A 20,233-nucleotide genomic window follows, 5' to 3' on the forward strand; every position below is an offset into this window, starting at 1 on the left:
TGTGGGGTTGAAAAAGCCCAAGTGCGTTCTTCTCGTGCTCAACGCAATCACATTGGTTTGGCGATTCGAGCGTTTCTACGCCTGGAGATGCATTGGTTTAATACTGGCATTAGTTGGTATGAGTCCAAAGCCAGTATTGTTCGGGAGGCGGTGCGTTCCTACTTAGCGGCTCCTTGGCTGACTCTTGTACCAACTGCGTAACTCCTGACCTACTTAGAGGCAGACAATATAGGAACGTGGTTTGGAGGGGGGTATTGGAAAGATGAGAAAGAACTGTTATTGAATGGTTGGGGACAGCCAAAAGGAAGCATTCCTTTTAAATTGGGAGAGTTAAAGTCTCAGTTTGGAGGAGAAGATTTAGGCGTACTATACCCCAGGTTAGAGCGGGATGGTTGGATGAGAGCTGGAGACAATTACGGCAAGAATGTAAAAGTTGAGAATTCTAAAAACTATATCGTTAAATGCGAAAATGACGACGGCTGGTATTGGCAGCCGAGTCGAAATCATCCCAGATTAAAAATGTATTACAGAGGTTTTTTGGAACATGGATACACTTTTGAGTTTAAGCTTGATGAATATCCCGATGTTCTCGATTCTACAGTTGACTCGGCTACTTGGGATTTTCTGGGTAATTTAGTGTTTGCCAAACAAGGAACGCTCTACAAATACAAGCTGAGTGACTTCAAAAAAGGTAAGCCCAGCTTTTGTAAAGATTTGGAGTTTTTAGAGCAACCTAAAAAGCCAGAAATTTAGTAGAAGATGGCGATCGCGCAAATGTTAAATTTGCTTCATCCTTTAATATTTCCAATCGGTGTCAACCGCACCACCTTTTTACTAATCCCCGCTAACTCCGCCGCTTCAATCACATCATCGATGTCTTTGTAAGCCGCACCCGCTTCTTCCGCCAGCCCAGACATTGAGGTACTGCGGACATAAATACCCTTCTTTTGCATATCCTTCAGGAGTGTTTCTCCCTTCCAAGCTTTTCGCGCCTTGGTACGACTCATTGTGCGTCCGCTTCCGTGTGCAGTGCTGAAGAAAGTTTGGTCGCCGGTGGGTACGCCGACTAATAAATAAGATCCGGTTTCCATACTGCCGCCAATGATAACTGGCTGACCAATATTCTTGTAGCGTTCCGGAATATCTGCCATTCCCGGTGCGAAAGCGCGAGTTGCACCTTTACGATGGACGAGGAGCGATCGCTTTTTCCCATCCACAACATGATTCTCTAGCTTGGCGGTATTATGGGCGACATCATAAACCATGTGCATCCCCAAGTCTTCCGCCGAACGTTCAAAAATTTCCGAAAATACTTCGCGGATGCGATGCAGAATCACTTGACGATTGGCATAAGACATATTGATGCCGCATTTCATCGCCGAAAAATAGGCTTGTCCTTCCGGCGAATCAAAAGGCGCACAAGCTAATTCTCGGTCTAGTATTTTAATTCCATACTTGCTATCCATTACCTTTAAAAATCTTTGCAGATAGTCAGTTGCCACCTGATGACCAAATCCCCGACTACCACAGTGGAACATCACCACCACCTGATCTGGCATGGTAATTCCCATCGTCTTGGCTAACTCTGGATCGAAAATATCTAGCTTTCGCGCAACTTGAATTTCTAAATAATGATTGCCAGATCCTAAAGTTCCAATTTGATTGAAACCCCGGTCAATTGCCTTATCACTAATCTTTGCAGAATCAGCACCTTTAATGCAGCCGTTTTCTTCAATGAGTTCTAAATCTTCTTCCCAACCATAGCCATTATTGACGCACCACTGAGCGCCTTGTTCGACGACTTGGCGAAAGTCATTCCGCGACAATTTCACAAAGCCACTGCTTCCTACTCCAGCCGGAACCCTTTCGTAGAGCCTATCTACCAGCTTTTTGATATAGGGTTTGACTTCATGGTAGGTGAGGTTTGTAACCATCAAGCGCATTCCGCAATTGATATCAAAACCGATCCCGCCGGGGGAAATCACACCTCCCTTTTCCACATCCATCGCCGCCACGCCACCAATGGGAAAACCATAGCCAAAGTGTCCGTCAGGCATACACATCGCATATTTGGTTATCCCTGGAAGCGTCGCTACATTCGTAACTTGGTCGTAAACCGCTTCATCTAATTCGGAAATTATCTTTTCTGTCCCATAAATCCGGGCGGGAACGCGCATCCCTTCCTTGTAGGACACCGGAATTTCCCATACCGTGTCAGAAATTTTTTCTAGAAATTCCTTAATAGGCATCTCGGTTTTACTCCTAAAAGGTGTGTGGAAAATAGAGGCAACCGTCTCAAACCGTATCGTTTACAGACTCTACCTGAGCAAGAGCTTTTGGAAGTTCTGGTCGCCCATTATTGAGAATGGGAAAAGAGATGAGTGGTAGAAGCGATCGCACATTCCCCACCAATAGAAATAGTAAAAGTCCTTGCACTACTAGGAGGTTGGTGACTAAAAAGAACGTCGCCTCCTCAATCGGCAATCCAAACAGCTTAAATCCCGTGCTGTATACTTCAGAAATGCTCCAAATTCCCTGTCCGATGGCGATGCGGTCGGCTATCCACAGGTAAACTGTCGGGATCAGAGTGCCAATCAGCCAAGCATCCTTTCTCGCCCAGAGTTGCTTTGCTCCAACTCCCCACTGTAGCGCCAGTATGGGGCCTGCCCAAGCTAAAATTAGCCCCATGTACACAGTCTTATCTGACTGCAACATCAAAGCTCCAGAAATGCTGAGAACGAGCCAGAAAACGATGCCAGAGGCTCGCATCCAAGGAGAATCCTCCTGCTGTGCTGGTTCACTGGTGCGAGGAAACAGCCAGTACAGCCACAGACCCGTTAGGAGTGGCTGAAGGATGAAGAATAAATATTCTTCAACGGGCACGTAGCCAATCGTACCCACCACACGATCCGTGCCGTAGTGCCACACATCTCGCCAAACGAGGTAGTTGTCCCACGGGGTGGTATAAATCAGTGCAACCAGTGCAATCAGGGGTAGCCCTAACCAGGCTCTGAGTCCTCCGATACCAGCCAGGGGTTGCCGTTGAAGCCATGCCAGTAGGAGGAGCGGTGGCAGGATAAAGACAAGGTGAAACGCCAAATAGGTCATTGTTGCTGCTGATGTTCTAGACGTTAATGATACCGAAGTAAAAGCCAGCAAAAAGCAAAATAAGCAACAGGGTAATTAGGGTAATGCTGATACGAAATGGTTTTGGGGGCAAGTCTTCAGAGGTAATTACACTATCCCGTTGTACCTGAGTAATTGGATCAGAGTTCTTGTCTTCCGGTTTTACCAGATCCCGTGCTGTATTTGTATTGCCGTGTTTCGGTTCCATTGGCGGTTCTATTTGCGTCCTACATAACTCTCCTGCTATCTATCTTCGAGAAACTGCTCTTGGGCTACCTCGTTCTTAAGAACTACCTTAGCGTGGAGAGTAGTTCTGCCAGAGGAGTTAGCCTTGTGTGAAGTTCAATTGTTATTATAAATACAGAGATTTTCAGGTAAGAGGCTTAAAAGCATCCCTATATGGAAGAGTTAGCAGTTGTTCCACAGGCGATTTATCGTATCTGATGCTTTTGGTAGTTGGGTTCTGTTAGTCAACCTACGCTAATTTTCCGTAGTCTAGTTTTATCGTTTTATCTGCTAGATGAAAATAGCGATCGTCGTGGCTAATTACCAGTATGGTTTTACCTTTACTTTGAAGTTCGGGTAAAAGTTGTTTGTAGAAGATTTCCCTAAAGAAAGGGTCTTGATCTGATGCCCATTCATCGAATAGGTAAATCAGGCGATCTTCCAAGTAAGCGGTGAGGAGAGCAAGACGCTTACGCTGTCCTTGGGAAAGGTCTGTGGTCGAAAGTACGCCATCTTTTATCTGGACTTTATGCTCTAACTGAAGTTGCCTTAAATACTCTTGGGCTTGGGTATCGAGGTTATTAATATTAATTCCTAAAATTCGCTCAAATAAATAAAAGTCCGAAAATACTGTGGCGAATAACTGACGATATGATTCTCTATTATTATCAGTTATTTTTTCTCCATTCAGACTAATTTCCCCGGATTCGGGAATGTATAAACCAGCAATAATTTTAGCAAGGGTGGACTTACCACTGCCATTACCACCAACAATAAAAACCAGTTCGCCTGGATGAAAAGTTAAGTTAATTGGGCCAAGGGTAAAATTACTTTCTTCCTGTTCTCTACGATAAGTGTGGCTGATCTGGATGAGTTCTACACTTTTGAAAAATGGCTGCGGGTCAGGTTGATTGGGAATATTTTCGGAACGGCTGGCTAAAGATAAGCCTAAGGTATCAATCTTTTGTAAAGCAACGCTGGCTTGGCTGAGTCCGGGTAGTATTTGTAAGATGCTCTGAATCGGCCGCATTATAAAGGTAAGGGTGAGGACATATCCGGATAGAACGGATGTGTTAATTGTTGTAAGTTGGGGAAGACCAAATACTAATAAGCCAAGAAGGATGAAAAAGAGAAGGTCGCCAAAACTAGAAGCGATCGCTAAAATCCTTAAACTGGTGACTCTGTAATCTCGTGACGATGCAGCAGTGACTTGGAGTTCTTCTGTGAGGAAGGCTTCGCGGCGACGAACGTTTAGTTTGAGTTCTTTAATTCCGTCTGTGATGGCGCGAAAGTGCTTGAATAGCCGATCCTGTTCGTCACGAGCAAGTTTTAGAAGACGCTCGGCTTTAGATAATAGAAATTGAACACTACCAATGGCGACAGCTAAAAATACTAGCGTTATTAGTAATACTACCCAGGAAAGCGAGCCTAAATAAACTAAACAGCCGAAAATTATGGCAATGTCAATGCAAAGGAAAGGAATGGTGAAGACTGCGGTAGAGATTGCTTGTATATCTTCTGTTAATGTTGCTAAAATCCGGTTCGCTCCTAGTTCTTCTAGGTGGCGCAAGGGGCATGATAAAATTAAACCGCTCAAGTGCAGTCGCAGTTTATAAACGGCTTCTTGCGATAAACTAACCAGCAAAAATCCGGATATTAAGCTACTTACAAGGGTGACGATTGCTAATCCCACAAAACCCCAGAGTAGTTGATTTGTGGATGTGTTGTTGCTGCTGAGGGCGTTGTTGATCGAGGCGATGAGGAAAGCACTACAAGCTCCACTGATGGAACCTGTAAAGGCTGCGATCGCTACTGTAACCCAAGACTCACGCAGAAGAAACCCGATTAGATTCATTTTTGTCTGACTTGTTGGGTGCGATACATCTGTAGGGACATGGCAATGCCATGTCCCTACGTGACTAAAATTTTGGATTCCATCCTCATACACAGCATACACACAACCAATCTGCAAAAAAAAACCAGCCACTCGCGTGGGCTGGTCAAGCTTGCTGTGTTGGGAGGAGGAAAACCTGATGCCAAGACGGAAAAGCGGCCCTTGCGATCGTTCCAAAAGCGAAGCTGCGTCTAGCATAATGACTTTCCTATGTAAATAAATGTAACATACTTACTAGGAAAATCGCAATTTTTCGTTACAAATTAGTACCAATTAATTGTTTTTTGTCAATCGTTGTCGTCTGTTTTACTTGATCGCAGACAACCGACGACTCTCCCCAAGTGTAGATTTATAGAAATTTAGATGCACAAAAACCTGAGATATTTACTAGCCGCGCCAAATAATGTAAATTCCCCAAGCCGCAGCTGCACACGCCAAAATCGTTGACCAGATAGGATGGTAGGAGCGAGTGGTTATACCGCTTTGCGATCGCAGGGTTTCCAAATCGATCCAGGGAGTTGCCCCCCGATGAAACCAGCCGATGGCGGTGACAGGAAGGTTTATCAGGTCGCCAGGACGAGATGAGGGTAAAAGATTGCCAATTGGGCCTAGTTGGGAGCAATGGTGTAACTTGATTAAACCGGTGTCGGTTTGCAAGATTAAATCCTGTCCCAGCCAATTACTCATCCCTCGCCGCCCTAAGAGTTTTCCTTGCATACGTACTGGCTTACTATCCACAGGGAGAGTGGCGGTACTGGCGTAGAGCTTTGGCAGATTAGGGTCTTGCAAGTTGCCTGGTTTGATATCCGGGAAGAAGGCATTAATCCGCAAAAAGGTGCCAAGGCCAAAACCTATCGGTAAGCAACCGATAAGAATAGTCCAGTAATCGTCCAGCATCCAGACGAGTTGCCGGATTCCGAAGAAACTACCAATCCAACCCAACAGCCAAAATAAACATCCCAAGGCTAAACCGAACAAGATGCCAAAAAAGGGCGCACCTTGTAAGAGGAGTTTGGAGTTTGGAGTTCTTAGCTTCGTTTTTGGGGTTTTGAGTGAGGGTATTTGAGTGAAGTTTAGTTCTGTTTCCAGCTTCCAGTGACGGGCGTAGAGGGATATTAAGTACAAGCGATCGCCTATTAAAGGATGAGAGTTATTAATCGTCATCCACTGACGAGACGGGTTGAGACAATCCCATTGCAGAACTGATTCAAAGGTAGTAAGAGGCGTGACACTGCCCAAAGCGATCGCCTGTCGGTGTCCCACTGGCATCAGTAAGTCGAAGCTTTCTAAAAGCCAGCTAGTTGATTGATGTTGTTTGACATCAGTGGCAATGCCAATGGCAATTTTAAGTAAAGCACGGGTAAGTCCATTGGGGTTGCCAGTGATATCTGTCGCCACGCGATCGCTATAATTAAATCGCGATCGCGACAACCACAAACCTAAAGCGCGAATTAACCAAAATAAGCCGTAACTCAAAGCCGAAATAACTGCCGCAGGTATTTTTAGTACAGGGCTTTGATTGCTGTCCCCCCAACGCGCTACTTGCCAATAAACTATGTAAGCAAGCTGTGCGACTAAGACGACCAGGGAAATTACTGCCAAATTCGCTCCCAACGGCAAACACGCTAAAGCAATCCACCAACAATTAAACGCCCAATCTGCGTTTCCTAACAAGTAGAAAAAGCCGCCGATTAGAAACATCCCAAATGCGATCGCAATCCCTACCAGCCTATTTTGGACAATATGCCCCAACTCACCTGCATAGATGGCGGCAATTTCCTCATCTGCCAGTTGATCTAATAGCCCTTGACTAACTACGATGCGGGCAGTTTGAGGCAAATTTCCATACGTGAGTGCAACTGGAGCGCTACTAGGTAATATCTTTAAAGTTGGCAACTTTAAGCGCTTTTGTCCGCAATAGCGCGGTAACATTTTAGCTGCCTCTGGGCTGAATTTAGACAGCCCAGAAAGAGACAGGGGTTGGATGCCATAAAAGTGCTTGAGTATAAGATCGAGTATCCAAGGCGACAGACACGCAAGCAACAGCAGCGCTATTACTACAACCCCGGTTGGTTGTTCGTAAAAAGCTTGGATAGGTTGCAAAAAGGGAATATTGAGCAAGAAGTTGTTCGTCGCCGTCATCACGAACTGAAGTAAAAGCGAAATCGCCCAAAATAAAGCGATCGCAACTCCAGCCTGAAGCAACCACAAACGCTCTTGTTGTACTGCTTTCATAGCTTTCCATCCTTGGGCGCGTCCAGCTTGCTTCCATTGTAAAGACGCAGGCGATCGGGTCTGTTCAACAGGCAATTCATCCGCATCTTTACTGCTGTTATCAGTAGAAGGTGTCTCAGAAATTGCCGCCGCTAAGAGTGGTTTATTCTCGTTCGCATCTGACCGGGAAGCAGATCGGGGAGACTCTGCTTGTGTATTCCCCTTTACTGCCTTTTGTACAGGTGCACTTACGTCTTTTTTATCAGGTTGGGATGTGTCCCTTGGTGTCGGACTTGCAGTTGTTTGTAAAGGCACATCAGCAATATTAGAACCCGTCCCCGTGCGGATTTGTGGAGATAGGGTTTCGTTGAGAGGGACAAACCCCGTGACATCGGATGCTGGTAGTGGTTCTAGCGCTGGCGTTGTTTCGTTGAGAGGGGCAAACCCCGTGAAATCTACCGTTTCTGGTGAAGGTTCAGATTTTTGCGGCGGTTGAGGATAACGTTGATCCAACTTAGCTTTGATAGGCTCCGCCCAGCTTTTAACTTTGGGATATTTGCTTTGACTGAGGGCGACACAAAGCAATCGCGCTTTCTCAATTTTGCCAGTGCGTTCGTAAGCAACCACCAGTCCCATCTGAGCGCGGACGACTGACTTTGAACTGAGATCAACTTCGCAGACACCTTCAAGGTGAGCGATCGCATCTTGGTAATTTCCCTGTTTCAGGGCTGTTAGACCATCGTCCAGAGATGGGTCAGGTAGAGAAGCCATAAAAATTCTTTCACTCGGCGTCCTTCCAAGATACCCATACTTCTGCTCTCAAGTATCAAAATTTGGGATTTTGCCTCGCCCAAAATCTTTCCTATATCCGTAGCATCTTGGCTACAATTTGTATCATTTATTCTCTCCCTCTGGGCTTGCAGGGAGGCAGGGTGGTTTCATACAACCCTTAGAAAATTGCGACATTTTGTAGGGGCATGGCAATGCCATGCCCCTACCGCACAAATTATTCTTACCTTACAACTCCACTGGTTGTTGTCCCGCAACTACAGGCGCTGCGACATTCAACTTCAGCTCTGGGTGATCTGCTTGCACCTGCTGACAATTCCATTCATTTCGGAATAACAGCACCGGACGACCCCAACTATCCTTCACCGTGACAGTGTTGAACAATCGCCCAACTTTTTGCAACGCTTCCCAACCACCATCAACCCAACGCGCCACACTATAAGGTAACAATTCCAACAAAGTCTCAACGCCGTACTCATTCTGCATCCGGAACTGCACCACTTCAAATTGCAGTTGTCCCACTGCTGCCAGAATTGGGTCGCGTTTGGCATCATCCGCCGAGTACATGATTTGTACTGCACCCTCTTCCCGCAATTCGGAAACGCCTTTGTGGAATTGCTTGAACTTGGAAGGGTTGGGATTTTTCAGATAAGCGAAGATTTCCGGCGAGAAGCAGGGAATCCCTTCATATTCCAGCTTTTGACCAGTATAAATTGTGTCACCAATCGCAAATACGCCGGGATTGTTCAAACCAATCACATCGCCGGGATACGCTTCTTCAATTGATTCTCTGTCTTGGGCAAATAGTTTTTGGGGACGAGACAGACGAACAGCTTTGCCAGTACGGGCGTGATTTACCGTCATATCTTTTTCAAACTTACCAGTACAGACGCGCACAAAGGCAATGCGATCGCGATGCTTCGGATCCATATTCGCCTGGAGTTTGAAGACAAAGCCAGAAAATTCTGGATAAGTCGGGGGAATTTCGCCGTTGGTGGAGTTGCGCGAACCGGGCTTTAAGGCATAATCGAGAAAGGCGTTTAAAAACGGCTCCACACCAAAGTTGGTCATGGCGCTACCAAAGAATACGGGTGTCATTTTGCCAGCGTGAACCAAATCTAAGTCAAGTTCTGACCCCACGCCTTCTATGAGTTCTAAATCGTCTTTGAGTTGGTAGTAAAGCTCTGGCTCTAAAAGTTCTTCAATCCGAGGATCGCCTAATTCTACAACCGTATCAATGGCTTCGCGCTTACCGTGTTCGCTGCGCTCGAACAGGTGAATTTTTTTCTCTCGTCGGTCGTAGACACCTTTGAAGCGATCGCCCATCCCAATCGGCCAGTTTACCGCATACGTCTCCAACCCCAACTCCCGCTCGATTTCATCCAGCAGATCCAACGGTTCGCGTCCTGGTCTATCGAGTTTGTTTACAAAAGTAAAAGTGGGGAGATTTCGCATCCGACACACTTCAAACAGTTTCCGTGTCTGCGGTTCCAAACCCTTAGCCGCATCAATCAGCATCACGGCATTATCTGCTGCTGCCAAAGTGCGATAAGTATCTTCACTGAAGTCTTGGTGTCCAGGAGTGTCCAGCAAGTTAATCTGACAATTTTCATACTCAAACTGCAACACCGTCGAGGTAATCGAAATTCCCCGCTGTTGCTCCATTTCCATCCAGTCAGATGTTGCCTTTTTTTGCGCCCGTCGCGCCTTGACTGCTCCCGCCTCGTGAATTGCGCCTCCGTACAGCAAAAGCTTTTCCGTCAGCGTCGTTTTACCCGCGTCGGGGTGAGAAATAATCGCAAAGTTGCGCCGCCGCTCAACTGCTTGTTGTAATTCGGCTTTGATCGTCGTTTCTTGGAGATGTGAATCAGTTACCATTCTGATAATTTGTTCGTTACTTTGCAAAAATAATAATTATCAAAGCTAATAATTATAAAGCTTTAAGTTTCTCTTTATATATTTACTATATCATGTAGGTGCCATTAACCACCTAAACTGCCCGTATTTTTAACGTTATCAGGGATATTGCGATCGCTACTTTCCGTATATTTTCGGATTAACAGCCCTGCTGTAATGAGCAAAATTAAAATGAATCCCATTACTGCACTTTAGGAGCTTCAGCCGTCAGCAGTTATAACTATGGCTACGGTCGATAATTGGGCAATTCTTCTGAAGAGACCCTATCTACCCTCTACAAAAAAATGAATTACCCATGCAGCCCCAAGCATTGGCTCGATACGGGTTCTTATTATCTGGGTAAAAGCGCCAAAAATAAGAAAATTTTATGTTAGAAATTTTACAAAATATTTTTACTTCAAATCAATTTATTCCTCACGGACACTGCTACCTCTGGAAACCAGGGCTAGTGGGGCTAAATATCCTGTCAGATTCTTTGATTGCGCTAGCTTATTATTCAATTCCCTTGCTACTGGTGACAATTGTCCGCAAGCGAGGCGATTTGCCCTTCGACTGGATTTTCATCTTATTTGGCACGTTTATTGTTGCTTGTAGCACAGGGCATCTTTTGGAGATATGGACGCTGTGGCACCCGATATATTGGATTTCGGGGTTAGTGAAAGCACTAACGGCTCTAGTGTCCGTTGCTACTGGAATTGTGCTGATGTCGTTGATTCCGAAAATCTTAACCTTGCCCAGCCCCGCCCAGCTAGAGGAAGCCAATCGGAAGCTGGAAAAGGAAGTTAAGGAGCGCTATCTTGTCGAGGAAAAGCTCCAACTGGCAATGGACAATATCCCCCCCAGTTCATGTTCTGGAAGGATAGAAACTCAGTTTACCAGGGTTGTAATCGCAACTTTGCCCTCGCATCTGGCTTAAAAAATCCAGAGGATATTGTTGGGCTTACAGACTACCAATTGGCTTGGAAGCGCGAGGAGTCTGACTTTTTCCGCCAGTGCGATGCACGGGTGATGGAAACAGATACAGCTGAGTATCACATAATCGAAACCCAACTTCGAGCTGATGGTACAGAAGTTTGGGTAGATACAAATAAAGTCCCGCTACATAACGCGGAAGGTAATGTAATTGGAATTCTTGGTACATACGAAGATATTACGGCTCGCAAACTAGCAGAACAAGAATTGCAAGCTACAGTCGCTGAACTGAGAGCATTGTTTGCAGCAATGTCTGATGTAATTATAGTTATGGACGCTAAAGGTAGCTATCTAAAAATTTCTCCAACAAATCCTTCCCTATCTTACAAACCACCGATAGAGTTACTAGGCAAAACCCTGCACGACGTTTTTCCTAAAGCAGAAGCTGATGCCTTTTTGGCCAATATCCGCCGCGCCTTGGAACAAAGGCAGATGGTGAATACAGAATACAGCATGATAATTGGAGACAATGAATATTGGTTTGCAAATAGCATTTCACCAATTCAGGAAGACTCGGTTATCATTGTGGCGCGAGATATTACCGAGCGCAAGATACTAGAAAAAGAATTAGCAATGCGCGAGCAATTGTTAAATTCCTTTATCACAGCGGCACCTGTAGGACTATGTATTTTAGATGACCAACTGCGGTATTTGCAAGTCAACGAAGCGTTGGCAGAAACAATCTGTGGCTTGGATGTGGAAAGATTTATCGGAAGACCAATTGGTGAAGTTATTCCCCATGTTGTATCAGTAATTGAGCCGATTTATCGCCGGATACTGACAACCGGGGAATCGGTTCTCAACGTTGAAGGGTGTAGTGAAAAAGCGGATCAACTAGGGGTGATGTGTCATTGGGTGGCTTCTCAATTTGCCATACCCGGAGAGGATGGCAAACCGATGGCTATTGGTGCCATCGTAGCTGATATTAGCGATCGCAAACGAGCAGAAAACGCTCTACGACAATCAGAAGCAGAGTTGAGAGATAAAAAACCAACAGTTGGAACATACCCTCCAAGAACTCCAACGCACACAAGAACAACTGATTCAAAGCGAAAAAATGTCCAGTTTGGGACAGTTGGTGGCGGGTGTGGCTCATGAAATTAACAACCCAATCAGCTTTATCTACGGCAATCTTACTCACGTCAGCGAGTATGCCCAAGAATTGGTTTCTTTGGTACGCCTTTACCAGCAACATTATCCTCAACCATCTGCTGAAATTCAGATTTTGAGTGAGGAACTCGATTTGGATTTTCTCCCACAAGATTTTCCCAAAATTCTGTCATCAATGAAGAATGGAGCAACCCGCATCCGCGAGATTGTCTTATCTTTGCGGAACTTCTCGCGGCTAGATGAGGCGGAGGTAAAGGCTGTCAATATCCACGAACGTATTGACAACACACTGCTGATTTTGCAAAACCGCCTGCATTCTCAGGCGCGAGCTTGGGAAAAAGGAGCAAGACACGCCGAAATTAAAATAATTAAAGAGTATGGGAAGCTACCGCCAGTCAAGTGTTATGCAGGGCAGCTGAATCAGGTATTTTTGAATATCCTCACTAATGCCATTGATGCGCTGGATATGAAGGCTGGGGACTGGGGGCTGGGGACTGGGGACAAAGCACAAGGGGCTGGGGATTTGGGGCTAAGTAAGAGTCCTTCCAATCCCCAATCCCCAATCCCAGAGATTCGGATTAGCACCGAATTTCAGGGAAACGATTGGGTAGTGGTTCGGATTGCTGATAATGGTTGTGGCATGACCCAAGAGGTGCGCCGTAGGCTGTTTGACCCATTTTTTACCACTAAACCCGTTGGCAAGGGAACTGGTTTGGGGTTGTCAATCAGCTATCAAATTGTGAAAAAGCATGGCGGTATCTTGCAGTGTGTTTCCGCACCAACTCAAGGGACGGAATTCGCCATCCAGATTCCGATTCAGCAAAAAGTGGGAATTGGTAATTGCTAATCGGTAATTAGCGAAAAAATAAGCAAAATTTATTTGTGCTTATTTACTTTCGCAGGAGAGCCTTTTTCAGGTACGGGAAGCCGCTTTAAGAGTGCGGCTCACCCCCGGCGATCGCGTGTTACATTCAAGTCAACAGAAAAGAATTATCTGCATTAGGGGGAAGGATGTACGACACAGACAAGCGGAAGTTGCTATCGGCACTAGCTCATGGCTCAATATTTTTTAGCACTGCACTTGTGTCTATCGGGCTACCGATTGCGATTTGGTTCGTATCCGAAGACCCAGTTGTGAAAGAAAATGCGAAGGAAGCCATCAACTTCCACTTCAATGTATGGTTGTATGGGGCGATTATTGGAGTGTTAGTTTTTCTAACCCTTGGTTTACTGGGCCCTATCCTGGTGCCTTTAGGGTTTCTTCTCCACTGGGGGCTAACAATTTTGGCAATTACCCATAGTTTGAGCAATACTGACCAAGCTTACCGCTATGCCTTTATTTTTCGCTTACTGTAGTCTTTAGGCTGTTGCGATCGCTAAATCTTTCGTGGCTATAGTTAAGTAGACACATAAAACAGAAATATAAAACCCGTTTTCTCTCGAAAACGGGTTTTATGTCTTAGATACTGGGTCGCTTGGTGCATCCTGATTGCAAATGCTTGTGATGTGCGATCGCTTGCAAAATTCACTGCCCCAAAACGGTAAAATCCTAGTCTGAACCTAAATCTCACTCCTCCTTACCCTAGAAATGGCAGAAACTTTATTCTTCAACGCCCTCCGCGAAGCCATAGACGAAGAAATGGCACGCGATTCAGCTGTATTCGTTCTCGGTGAAGACGTTGGTCACTACGGCGGCTCTTACAAAGTTACCAAAGACTTATACAAAAAATATGGCGACTTGCGCGTACTAGACACCCCCATTGCGGAAAACAGCTTCACAGGGATGGCAGTTGGTGCCGCTATGACCGGACTAAGACCGATTATTGAAGGCATGAACATGGGCTTTTTGCTCTTGGCCTTCAACCAAATCTCCAATAACGCCGGAATGCTACGCTATACCTCCGGCGGTAACTTCAAAATCCCGATGGTGATTCGCGGCCCCGGCGGTGTCGGTCGTCAGCTGGGTGCAGAACACTCTCAGCGATTAGAAGCTTATTTTCAGGCAGTACCTGGTCTAAAAATTGTCGCTTGTTCCACACCTTACAACGCCAAAGGGCTACTAAAAGCCGCTATCCGCGACGATAACCCAGTTTTATTCTTTGAACACGTCCTCCTGTACAACTTGAAAGAAGATTTGCCAGAGGAAGACTATGTGTTGCCTTTGGATAAGGCAGAAGTGGTGCGACAAGGTAAAGATGTGACAATTCTTACCTATTCGCGGATGCGTCACCACGTCATGCAAGCTGTGAAAAGCTTGGAAAAGGAAGGTTTCGATCCAGAGGTGATTGACCTGATTTCCCTCAAGCCTTTAGACTTTGATACCATTGGTGCTTCCGTGCGGAAAACCCACCGGGTAATCATCGTGGAAGAATGTATGAAAACTGGTGGAATTGCTGCGGAATTGACAGCATCAATTAGCGATCGCTTATTCGATGAGCTAGATGCACCAGTGCTGCGACTTTCTTCGCAGGATATCCCGACACCTTACAACGGAAATCTGGAACGGCTGACAATTGTGCAACCAGAGCAAATTGTCGAAGCTGTGCAGAAGATGATGGCCCTACAAGTTTAATTTGTCTAGGACAGGTATCTCGCCTGTCCTACTAGACTAACCATCAAAACTGCTGGATTCGCCCAAAAGGGATTATCATAGCATTTGTTTGAGCAAGTTGTGGTATGCAGAGACAGCGTTCCTTATTAGCCCTAATCCTGGTTTTGGTGATTGCTTCCATCACCGTGCTTACCAGAATACCTATTCGGCTGGGATTAGACCTCCAGGGTGGGTCACAATTGACAATTCAGGTGAAACCCACAAAAGAGGTCAAGGAAATCAAGCGCGAAGATTTAGACGCGGTTTTGAAGATAGTAGAAGGTAGAATTAACGGTCTTGGGGTGTCGGAACCCGTGGTGCAAACTGTCGGACAAGACCAAATTTTGGTACAGTTGCCGGGGGTGAGCGACCCGCAACAGGCGGAACGGGTACTAGGTGGTACAGCGGTGCTGGATTTTCGCCGCCAGAACCTGGTAGTAGGAACGCAATTGGGTGTCAGAGAAACCGAGTTGCAGGAATTACTGCTAAAACAACAGCAGTTGCAGGCGAAAGGAGATGCGACAGCGATCGCCCAAAATAAAGAAGCGATCGCACAAAAGCAACAACAAATCGCTGAACTCGAACGAGAAGCATTTGAACCCACCGGGCTGTCAGGCAAAAACCTGAAAAATGCCCTTCCTCAACCCACACCAAATGGTGACATTTGGGCTGTAGGTATCAGGTTTGATCCTGACGGAGCCGAAAAATTTGCACAATTAACCAAAGATGTAGCCAAAAATGGCGGCAGGCTGGGCATCTTTCTGGATAATAAGCTGATTAGCGCTCCCGGTGTTGATCCAAAATATGCCCAAACTGGAATTACAGGCGGAAATGCCGAAATTTCCGGCGACTTTACCTTAGAAACCGCTAACGAATTAGCCCTTCAGTTGCGAGGCGGTTCCCTACCCTTCCCAGTAGAAATAATCGAAAACCGCACAGTAGGAGCAACGCTGGGACGAGATAGTATCCAAAGCAGTATCTACGCTGGTGTTGGGGGTCTGACTTTGGTACTGATTTTTATCGGTGTCTATTATCGGCTACCAGGCGTAATTGCTGATGTCGCTTTGGTTATCTACTCGCTGTTGACATTAGCTACCTTTGTTTTATTAGGTGTCACTTTAACCCTACCGGGAATTGCTGGGTTTATTCTCAGTATCGGGATGGCAGTTGATGCCAACGTCCTGATTTTTGAGCGGACGCGGGAAGAATTAAGAGCCGGAAAGAGTTTATATCGCTCTGTAGAGTCTGGTTTTTACCGCGCGTTTTCCAGCATTTTAGACAGTAACGTGACCACCTTGATTGCGTGTGGAGCCTTGTTTTGGCTGGGTTCAGGTTTGGTGAAGGGTTTTGCCTTCACTCTGGCTATTGGAGTTTTGGTGAGTATGTTTACAGCGATTACCTGTAGTCGTACCCTGCTAATGACAGCGATAGGATTTCCACAATTACGCAAACCGGAACTGTATGCTCCGAAGTTGCAAGCATTTGGAAAATCTCAGGCAGGGGCAGGACAATGAAAATAAGTGTAATCAAAAGGCGATCGCTCTGGTGGACAATTTCCGCCGTCTTCATGCTCGCGGGCATCATTGCGATGGCAATCAACTGGACGCAGATAGGTGCGCCCTTACGTCCCAGTCTGGATTTTGTCGGCGGCACGCGGTTACAATTTGAACTCGACTGTTCTAAGCCGGACAACTGCAACCAACCCATCGACATTCCCGCAGTTCGGGAAGTTTTAGCCGCTCAAGGTTTGGCAGACAGCAGCATCCAAGTTTTAACCAAAAACGTTGGCGGTGAAACCCAGTATGGTTTATCAATTCGCAGCAAAGCACTGGATGTTGAACAACGCACCAAGCTGCAAAATGCCTTAAGCGAACTCCGAGCCTTCGACCCCCAAAAAACTCAGATAGACACTGTTGGCCCTACCCTCGGACGACAACTTTTTGCCTCTGGACTCCTGGCACTCATCCTATCCTTCGCTGGCATCACTATATACCTAACGTTTCGGTTCCAGCTAGACTATGCCTTCTTCGCCTTTGCAGCCCTTTTTCACGATGTTTTGATTACCGTGGGTAGCTTCGCCATTTTAGGTTTGGTTCTAGGTACTGAAGTTGATAGCTTATTTGTCGTGGCGCTGTTAACCATCATCGGTTTCTCCGTCAACGATACCGTAGTGATTTATGACCGAATTCGGGAAGTTGTCAAACTCAATCCAGAGCTGCATATTAATCAGATTGTCGATGATGCAGTTAATCAAACCCTAACGAGGTCAATCAACACCACCTTAACTACGCTGCTGACCTTGTTTGCTCTCTTCTTCTTTGGCGGCGATACCCTGAAAAACTTTGCCTTAGCCTTGATTATTGGATTCGTTGCTGGTGCTTATTCCAGTATCTTCGTTGCCAGTACCCTATTGGCATGGTGGCGAGAGCGCACAGGTCAATCCAAGGGCATTCCCGCCACTGAACCAAGAACTTCCGATGAAATCTGAATTGGGTGAGGCAAAAGAATGAATCAGCCAAGCGGCGATCAATCAGACCACAAGCCAGATGAGCAACCAATTCATTCCTCATCCTTCATCCTTCATCCCTCGGATGACCCTAGCTTTGGGCAACAAGTGCAAAGGTTACACCAGCTTACTGTCTACGGCAGATGGTTAGTTGCCGGGTTACTCTGGATTACTGTTGGCCCCTTAAGCTTGTGGGGCTTGCGTTACCCAATTTCTCTGATATGGGAACACTTTACTTGGGCGGCATTGCGATATGGTCTTTTTTATAATCCGCTGCCGACACTGGGACTCGCCTTCTGTGTTGGCATGACCGTATCCGTTTTAGTCTGGCAAAGTCGTAACATTTTGTTGGGAATGCCTCATCGGGAACAACAACGCTTAGAGCAACAGGTCTGTCAAATTCGCCGACAGGGGAAAACACACCCACTTTGGAAGTGGGTTTGTCAATAAAATTCTCTCGTTCCCAGCCTCGGACTGGGAATGAGGACTTTTGATTTCTTTTCACGCGCACCGAGACAGAATTGGTTGAGAGCGGTATTGGTGAATGGGAATTTTAATCAAAAATTCTGCACCCTTCCCAGGTTCGGAAACACAGGTTAATTGACCGCCGTGCTTTTCTACAACAATTTGGTAGCTAATAGATAAGCCGAGTCCTGTACCTGCGCCCACTGATTTTGTGGTGAAGAAAGGGTCAAATAGCTTTCGACGTACTTCCTCGGTCATCCCGCAACCGTTGTCAATAATCCGGATGAGGACATGATCTGAATCTACAACCTCGGTGCAAATCCGAATCTCTGGGGTGGGATGGGAAGAATCTTGTCCATTCCCGATTCCCGATTCCCGATTCCCCAGTTCCAAAGCATCAATGGCATTACTAAGGATATTCATCAATACCTGATTGAGCTGACCAGCATAACAGTCTATGGGTGGCAGGTCGCCATACTCTTTAATGATTGCGATCGCTTTCTGCCCTGGAGTAGCCTTTAAGCGGTCTTGCATCAATTTCAAAGTGCTGTCAATGCCTTCGTGAATATTGACAGACTTCTTCTCTGCTTGGTCGTGGCGCGAGAAGGAGCGCAATGATAAGACAATTTGACGGATGCGATCCGCCCCCAACTTCATTGACGACAGCAGTTTGGGCATATCTGCCATCACAAAATCTAGGTCGAATTCTTCGAGGAAATCTTCGATTTCCGCAGCTGGTTTGGGATAATGCTTTCCATACAGCTGCAACAACTCCATCAAGCTTTCAATATAGTGACTGGCGTATTCCAGGTTTCCGTGGATGAAGCTGACGGGGTTGTTTATTTCGTGGGCGACACCTGCCACCAACTGCCCTAAACTGGACATTTTTGCACTGTGAATCAGCTGGGCCTGAGTTTGTTTTAATTCGCTCAAGGCTTGTTTTAGCTTGGCCGCTTTTTCTCTCAATTGTGCTTCTGATTGCCCTCTGGCTTCCTCAGCGGCTTTGCGCTCGACAACTTCTTTTAAAAGAAGCTCGTTGGCTGCTTTTAGCTCAGTGGTGCGTTCTTCGACTCGTCTTTCTAAATCGTCGTTAGCTTTTTCCAGTGCAACTTGTGCAAGTTTGCGCTCAGTGATATCGCGCGTCACAGTGGCAAAGCCGCGCAGCCATCCGTCTTCGCCTCGCAAGGCTGTTACTACGACATTTGCCCAAAACTGCGAACCGTCTTTGCGTAAGCGCAATGTTTCGCATTCAACCCGGCCTTCTATTGCCGCTTTCTTCAGGACTTGCTCTGGCTTGCCTTTTTGGATATCTTCGCTGGGGAAAAAGCTGGAGAAATGCTGACCGATGATTTCACTGGCTTGATAGCCGTTAATGCCTTCTGCACCTTTGTTCCAGCTGATAATCTTGCCGCTGGTATCCAGCATATAAATGGCATAGTCTTTGACATTCTTGACTAACAAGCGGAAGCGCTCCTCACTTTCCCGCAGCGCCTCGTCTGATTGTTTGCGCTCAGTAATATCACGGGCGGTGGCGTAAATCAGTTGTTCTTCATGGCAGACGGCGGCGTTCCACAAAAGCCACTTGTAGGAGCCATCCTTGCAGCGAAAGCGATTCTCAAAGGAAATAGTTTCTGTGCTACTGGAAATTTCCTGCAACTGAGCGATGGTAGCTTGACGGTCTTTGGGATGGATAAATTCGATCCACTGTTTAGCCGAAAGCTGATCGGTTGTGAATCCCAGTGTTTTTTCGCACATCGGGTTAAGTTGCTTAAAGTAGCCGTCGAAACCGGCTACGAAAAACATATCCAGAGAGAGCGTAAAAAAACGATTTTTCTTGAATTCTAATCCTCTGCTATCGCTGATTCGGGGTTTTGCCGCCTGCATTGTCATTTTTCACCTACCTATTTTCCTTAAATGCACTCCTCCATGCTTCCCCTGATTTCTACTGAGACTTAGGTCTTTACTAAATTGACATCTTTATGTGGAGTTTACACATAATATAGTTTTTTATGGATGCCTTGACAATTATTAACGAAAATTATATAAACTATTCGGATTTTGCTGAAAAATCCCTGCTGCCCGGTTGGAGAGGATGAGGATTTTCATCTCAAAGGAAAATCGCGATCGCATTTGATCTAACATCAGAGAACAAGCTTTGGCAAGGGTTTTCCGCCACGATTGGCGCAGCCTGCGCGGGGTGCTAGTAAAAGGGCGAACAAACTCTCGTCCGTGCAACGGGAGGCTAGGACGTGATCGCTCTCAATCTCAGGGATGGGTAAATAATATGTCTTCAATATGCGATCGCCTAAAGGGAGATATATCACAACCGCTTTTGAGCAACTGATTAGCATCGTAACGCTGCTGAAGCAATTTTTTAGTCAAAATAGTAGTTGATGAGCTTCTAACCAAATTTTGATATAACTCT

General features: G+C 46.1%; 16 protein-coding genes and 1 pseudogene. 10 read left to right on the forward strand and 7 right to left on the reverse strand.

The features are described 5' to 3' along the window. Both H6F66_RS14170 and H6F66_RS14175 read left to right on the forward strand, forming a co-directional pair. A pseudogene (locus tag H6F66_RS14170) lies at nucleotides 1–201 on the forward strand (IS701 family transposase); the annotation flags it as partial. Nucleotides 202–279: 78 nt separating this feature from the next. After that, nucleotides 280–753, forward strand: coding sequence for a hypothetical protein (locus H6F66_RS14175; protein ID WP_190422297.1), 474 nt, complete (start codon nucleotides 280–282; stop codon nucleotides 751–753). 35 nt (nucleotides 754–788) lie between these two features. Here the strand turns inward: H6F66_RS14175 and H6F66_RS14180 are convergent, their stop codons facing one another. From H6F66_RS14180 to H6F66_RS14205, 6 genes are all read right to left on the reverse strand, one after another. After that, nucleotides 789–2,249, reverse strand: coding sequence for an RtcB family protein (locus tag H6F66_RS14180; RefSeq protein WP_190422299.1), 1,461 nt, complete (start codon nucleotides 2,247–2,249; stop codon nucleotides 789–791). A gap of 46 nt (nucleotides 2,250–2,295) precedes the next feature. Next, nucleotides 2,296–3,108, reverse strand: coding sequence for a lycopene cyclase domain-containing protein (locus tag H6F66_RS14185; RefSeq protein ID WP_190422301.1), 813 nt, complete (start codon nucleotides 3,106–3,108; stop codon nucleotides 2,296–2,298). A 16-nt stretch (nucleotides 3,109–3,124) separates the two neighbouring features. After that, nucleotides 3,125–3,334, reverse strand: coding sequence for a hypothetical protein (locus H6F66_RS14190; RefSeq protein ID WP_190422303.1), 210 nt, complete (start codon nucleotides 3,332–3,334; stop codon nucleotides 3,125–3,127). A 267-nt stretch (nucleotides 3,335–3,601) separates the two neighbouring features. Continuing rightward, complete coding sequence (locus H6F66_RS14195) at nucleotides 3,602–5,206, reverse strand: cyclic peptide export ABC transporter (protein WP_190422396.1); 1,605 nt, start codon at nucleotides 5,204–5,206, stop codon at nucleotides 3,602–3,604. A 426-nt stretch (nucleotides 5,207–5,632) separates the two neighbouring features. After that, complete coding sequence (locus tag H6F66_RS14200) at nucleotides 5,633–8,230, reverse strand: zinc metalloprotease HtpX (RefSeq protein ID WP_190422312.1); 2,598 nt, start codon at nucleotides 8,228–8,230, stop codon at nucleotides 5,633–5,635. 246 nt (nucleotides 8,231–8,476) lie between these two features. Beyond that, nucleotides 8,477–10,126 (reverse strand): peptide chain release factor 3, encoded by a 1,650-nt coding sequence (locus tag H6F66_RS14205; RefSeq protein WP_190422314.1) that lies wholly within the window; start codon nucleotides 10,124–10,126, stop codon nucleotides 8,477–8,479. 406 nt (nucleotides 10,127–10,532) lie between these two features. Between H6F66_RS14205 and H6F66_RS14210 the strand changes: the two genes are divergently transcribed. From H6F66_RS14210 to H6F66_RS14245, 8 genes are all read left to right on the forward strand, one after another. Continuing rightward, complete coding sequence (locus tag H6F66_RS14210) at nucleotides 10,533–11,081, forward strand: hypothetical protein (protein ID WP_190422316.1); 549 nt, start codon at nucleotides 10,533–10,535, stop codon at nucleotides 11,079–11,081. After that, a complete protein-coding gene (locus H6F66_RS14215) occupies nucleotides 11,012–12,235 on the forward strand; it encodes a PAS domain-containing protein (protein WP_190422318.1) in 1,224 nt (407 codons plus the stop codon). The genes H6F66_RS14210 and H6F66_RS14215 overlap by 70 nt, the downstream gene beginning before the upstream one ends. Next, nucleotides 12,195–13,094, forward strand: coding sequence for an ATP-binding protein (locus tag H6F66_RS14220; protein ID WP_190422320.1), 900 nt, complete (start codon nucleotides 12,195–12,197; stop codon nucleotides 13,092–13,094). Before H6F66_RS14215 ends, H6F66_RS14220 begins: the two co-directional genes overlap by 41 nt. Nucleotides 13,095–13,258: 164 nt before the next feature. Next, nucleotides 13,259–13,603, forward strand: coding sequence for a DUF4870 domain-containing protein (locus H6F66_RS14225; protein WP_190422322.1), 345 nt, complete (start codon nucleotides 13,259–13,261; stop codon nucleotides 13,601–13,603). Between the two features lie 232 nt (nucleotides 13,604–13,835). Then, nucleotides 13,836–14,819, forward strand: a complete 984-nt coding sequence (locus H6F66_RS14230; protein ID WP_190422324.1) for an alpha-ketoacid dehydrogenase subunit beta — start codon at nucleotides 13,836–13,838, stop codon at nucleotides 14,817–14,819. 104 nt (nucleotides 14,820–14,923) lie between these two features. Continuing rightward, on the forward strand, nucleotides 14,924–16,351 hold the full coding sequence (secD, locus tag H6F66_RS14235) for a protein translocase subunit SecD (RefSeq protein WP_190422326.1): 1,428 nt from the start codon (nucleotides 14,924–14,926) through the stop codon (nucleotides 16,349–16,351). Next, nucleotides 16,348–17,325 carry a protein translocase subunit SecF gene (gene secF / locus H6F66_RS14240; protein ID WP_190422328.1) on the forward strand — a complete coding sequence of 326 codons (978 nt, stop codon included), beginning with the start codon at nucleotides 16,348–16,350 and terminating at the stop codon, nucleotides 17,323–17,325. The genes secD and secF overlap by 4 nt, the downstream gene beginning before the upstream one ends. Nucleotides 17,326–17,343: 18 nt before the next feature. Next, nucleotides 17,344–17,793 (forward strand): hypothetical protein, encoded by a 450-nt coding sequence (locus H6F66_RS14245; RefSeq protein ID WP_206755375.1) that lies wholly within the window; start codon nucleotides 17,344–17,346, stop codon nucleotides 17,791–17,793. 51 nt (nucleotides 17,794–17,844) lie between these two features. On the opposite strand, the gene H6F66_RS14250 is transcribed toward H6F66_RS14245, so the two are convergent. Beyond that, a complete protein-coding gene (locus H6F66_RS14250) occupies nucleotides 17,845–19,698 on the reverse strand; it encodes a PAS domain S-box protein (RefSeq protein ID WP_190422329.1) in 1,854 nt (617 codons plus the stop codon). Nucleotides 19,699–20,233 lie beyond the last annotated feature (535 nt).

It is taken from the genome of Trichocoleus sp. FACHB-6 (genome assembly GCF_014695815.1).
Lineage (GTDB): Bacteria > Cyanobacteriota > Cyanobacteriia > Cyanobacteriales > FACHB-T130 > Funiculus > Funiculus sociatus.

Coding starts and splice junctions, on each gene's coding strand:
- H6F66_RS14180 (WP_190422299.1), bottom strand. CDS start 2,249: ATGCCTATTAAGGAATTTCTAGAAAAAATTTCTGACACGGTATGGGAA.
- H6F66_RS14185 (WP_190422301.1), bottom strand. CDS start 3,108: ATGACCTATTTGGCGTTTCACCTTGTCTTTATCCTGCCACCGCTCCTC.
- H6F66_RS14190 (WP_190422303.1), bottom strand. CDS start 3,334: ATGGAACCGAAACACGGCAATACAAATACAGCACGGGATCTGGTAAAA.
- H6F66_RS14195 (WP_190422396.1), bottom strand. CDS start 5,206: ATGAATCTAATCGGGTTTCTTCTGCGTGAGTCTTGGGTTACAGTAGCG.
- H6F66_RS14200 (WP_190422312.1), bottom strand. CDS start 8,230: ATGGCTTCTCTACCTGACCCATCTCTGGACGATGGTCTAACAGCCCTG.
- H6F66_RS14205 (WP_190422314.1), bottom strand. CDS start 10,126: ATGGTAACTGATTCACATCTCCAAGAAACGACGATCAAAGCCGAATTA.
- H6F66_RS14210 (WP_190422316.1), top strand. CDS start 10,533: ATGTTAGAAATTTTACAAAATATTTTTACTTCAAATCAATTTATTCCT.
- H6F66_RS14215 (WP_190422318.1), top strand. CDS start 11,012: ATGTTCTGGAAGGATAGAAACTCAGTTTACCAGGGTTGTAATCGCAAC.
- H6F66_RS14220 (WP_190422320.1), top strand. CDS start 12,195: ATGTCCAGTTTGGGACAGTTGGTGGCGGGTGTGGCTCATGAAATTAAC.
- H6F66_RS14225 (WP_190422322.1), top strand. CDS start 13,259: ATGTACGACACAGACAAGCGGAAGTTGCTATCGGCACTAGCTCATGGC.
- H6F66_RS14230 (WP_190422324.1), top strand. CDS start 13,836: ATGGCAGAAACTTTATTCTTCAACGCCCTCCGCGAAGCCATAGACGAA.
- secD (WP_190422326.1), top strand. CDS start 14,924: ATGCAGAGACAGCGTTCCTTATTAGCCCTAATCCTGGTTTTGGTGATT.
- secF (WP_190422328.1), top strand. CDS start 16,348: ATGAAAATAAGTGTAATCAAAAGGCGATCGCTCTGGTGGACAATTTCC.
- H6F66_RS14245 (WP_206755375.1), top strand. CDS start 17,344: ATGAATCAGCCAAGCGGCGATCAATCAGACCACAAGCCAGATGAGCAA.
- H6F66_RS14250 (WP_190422329.1), bottom strand. CDS start 19,698: ATGACAATGCAGGCGGCAAAACCCCGAATCAGCGATAGCAGAGGATTA.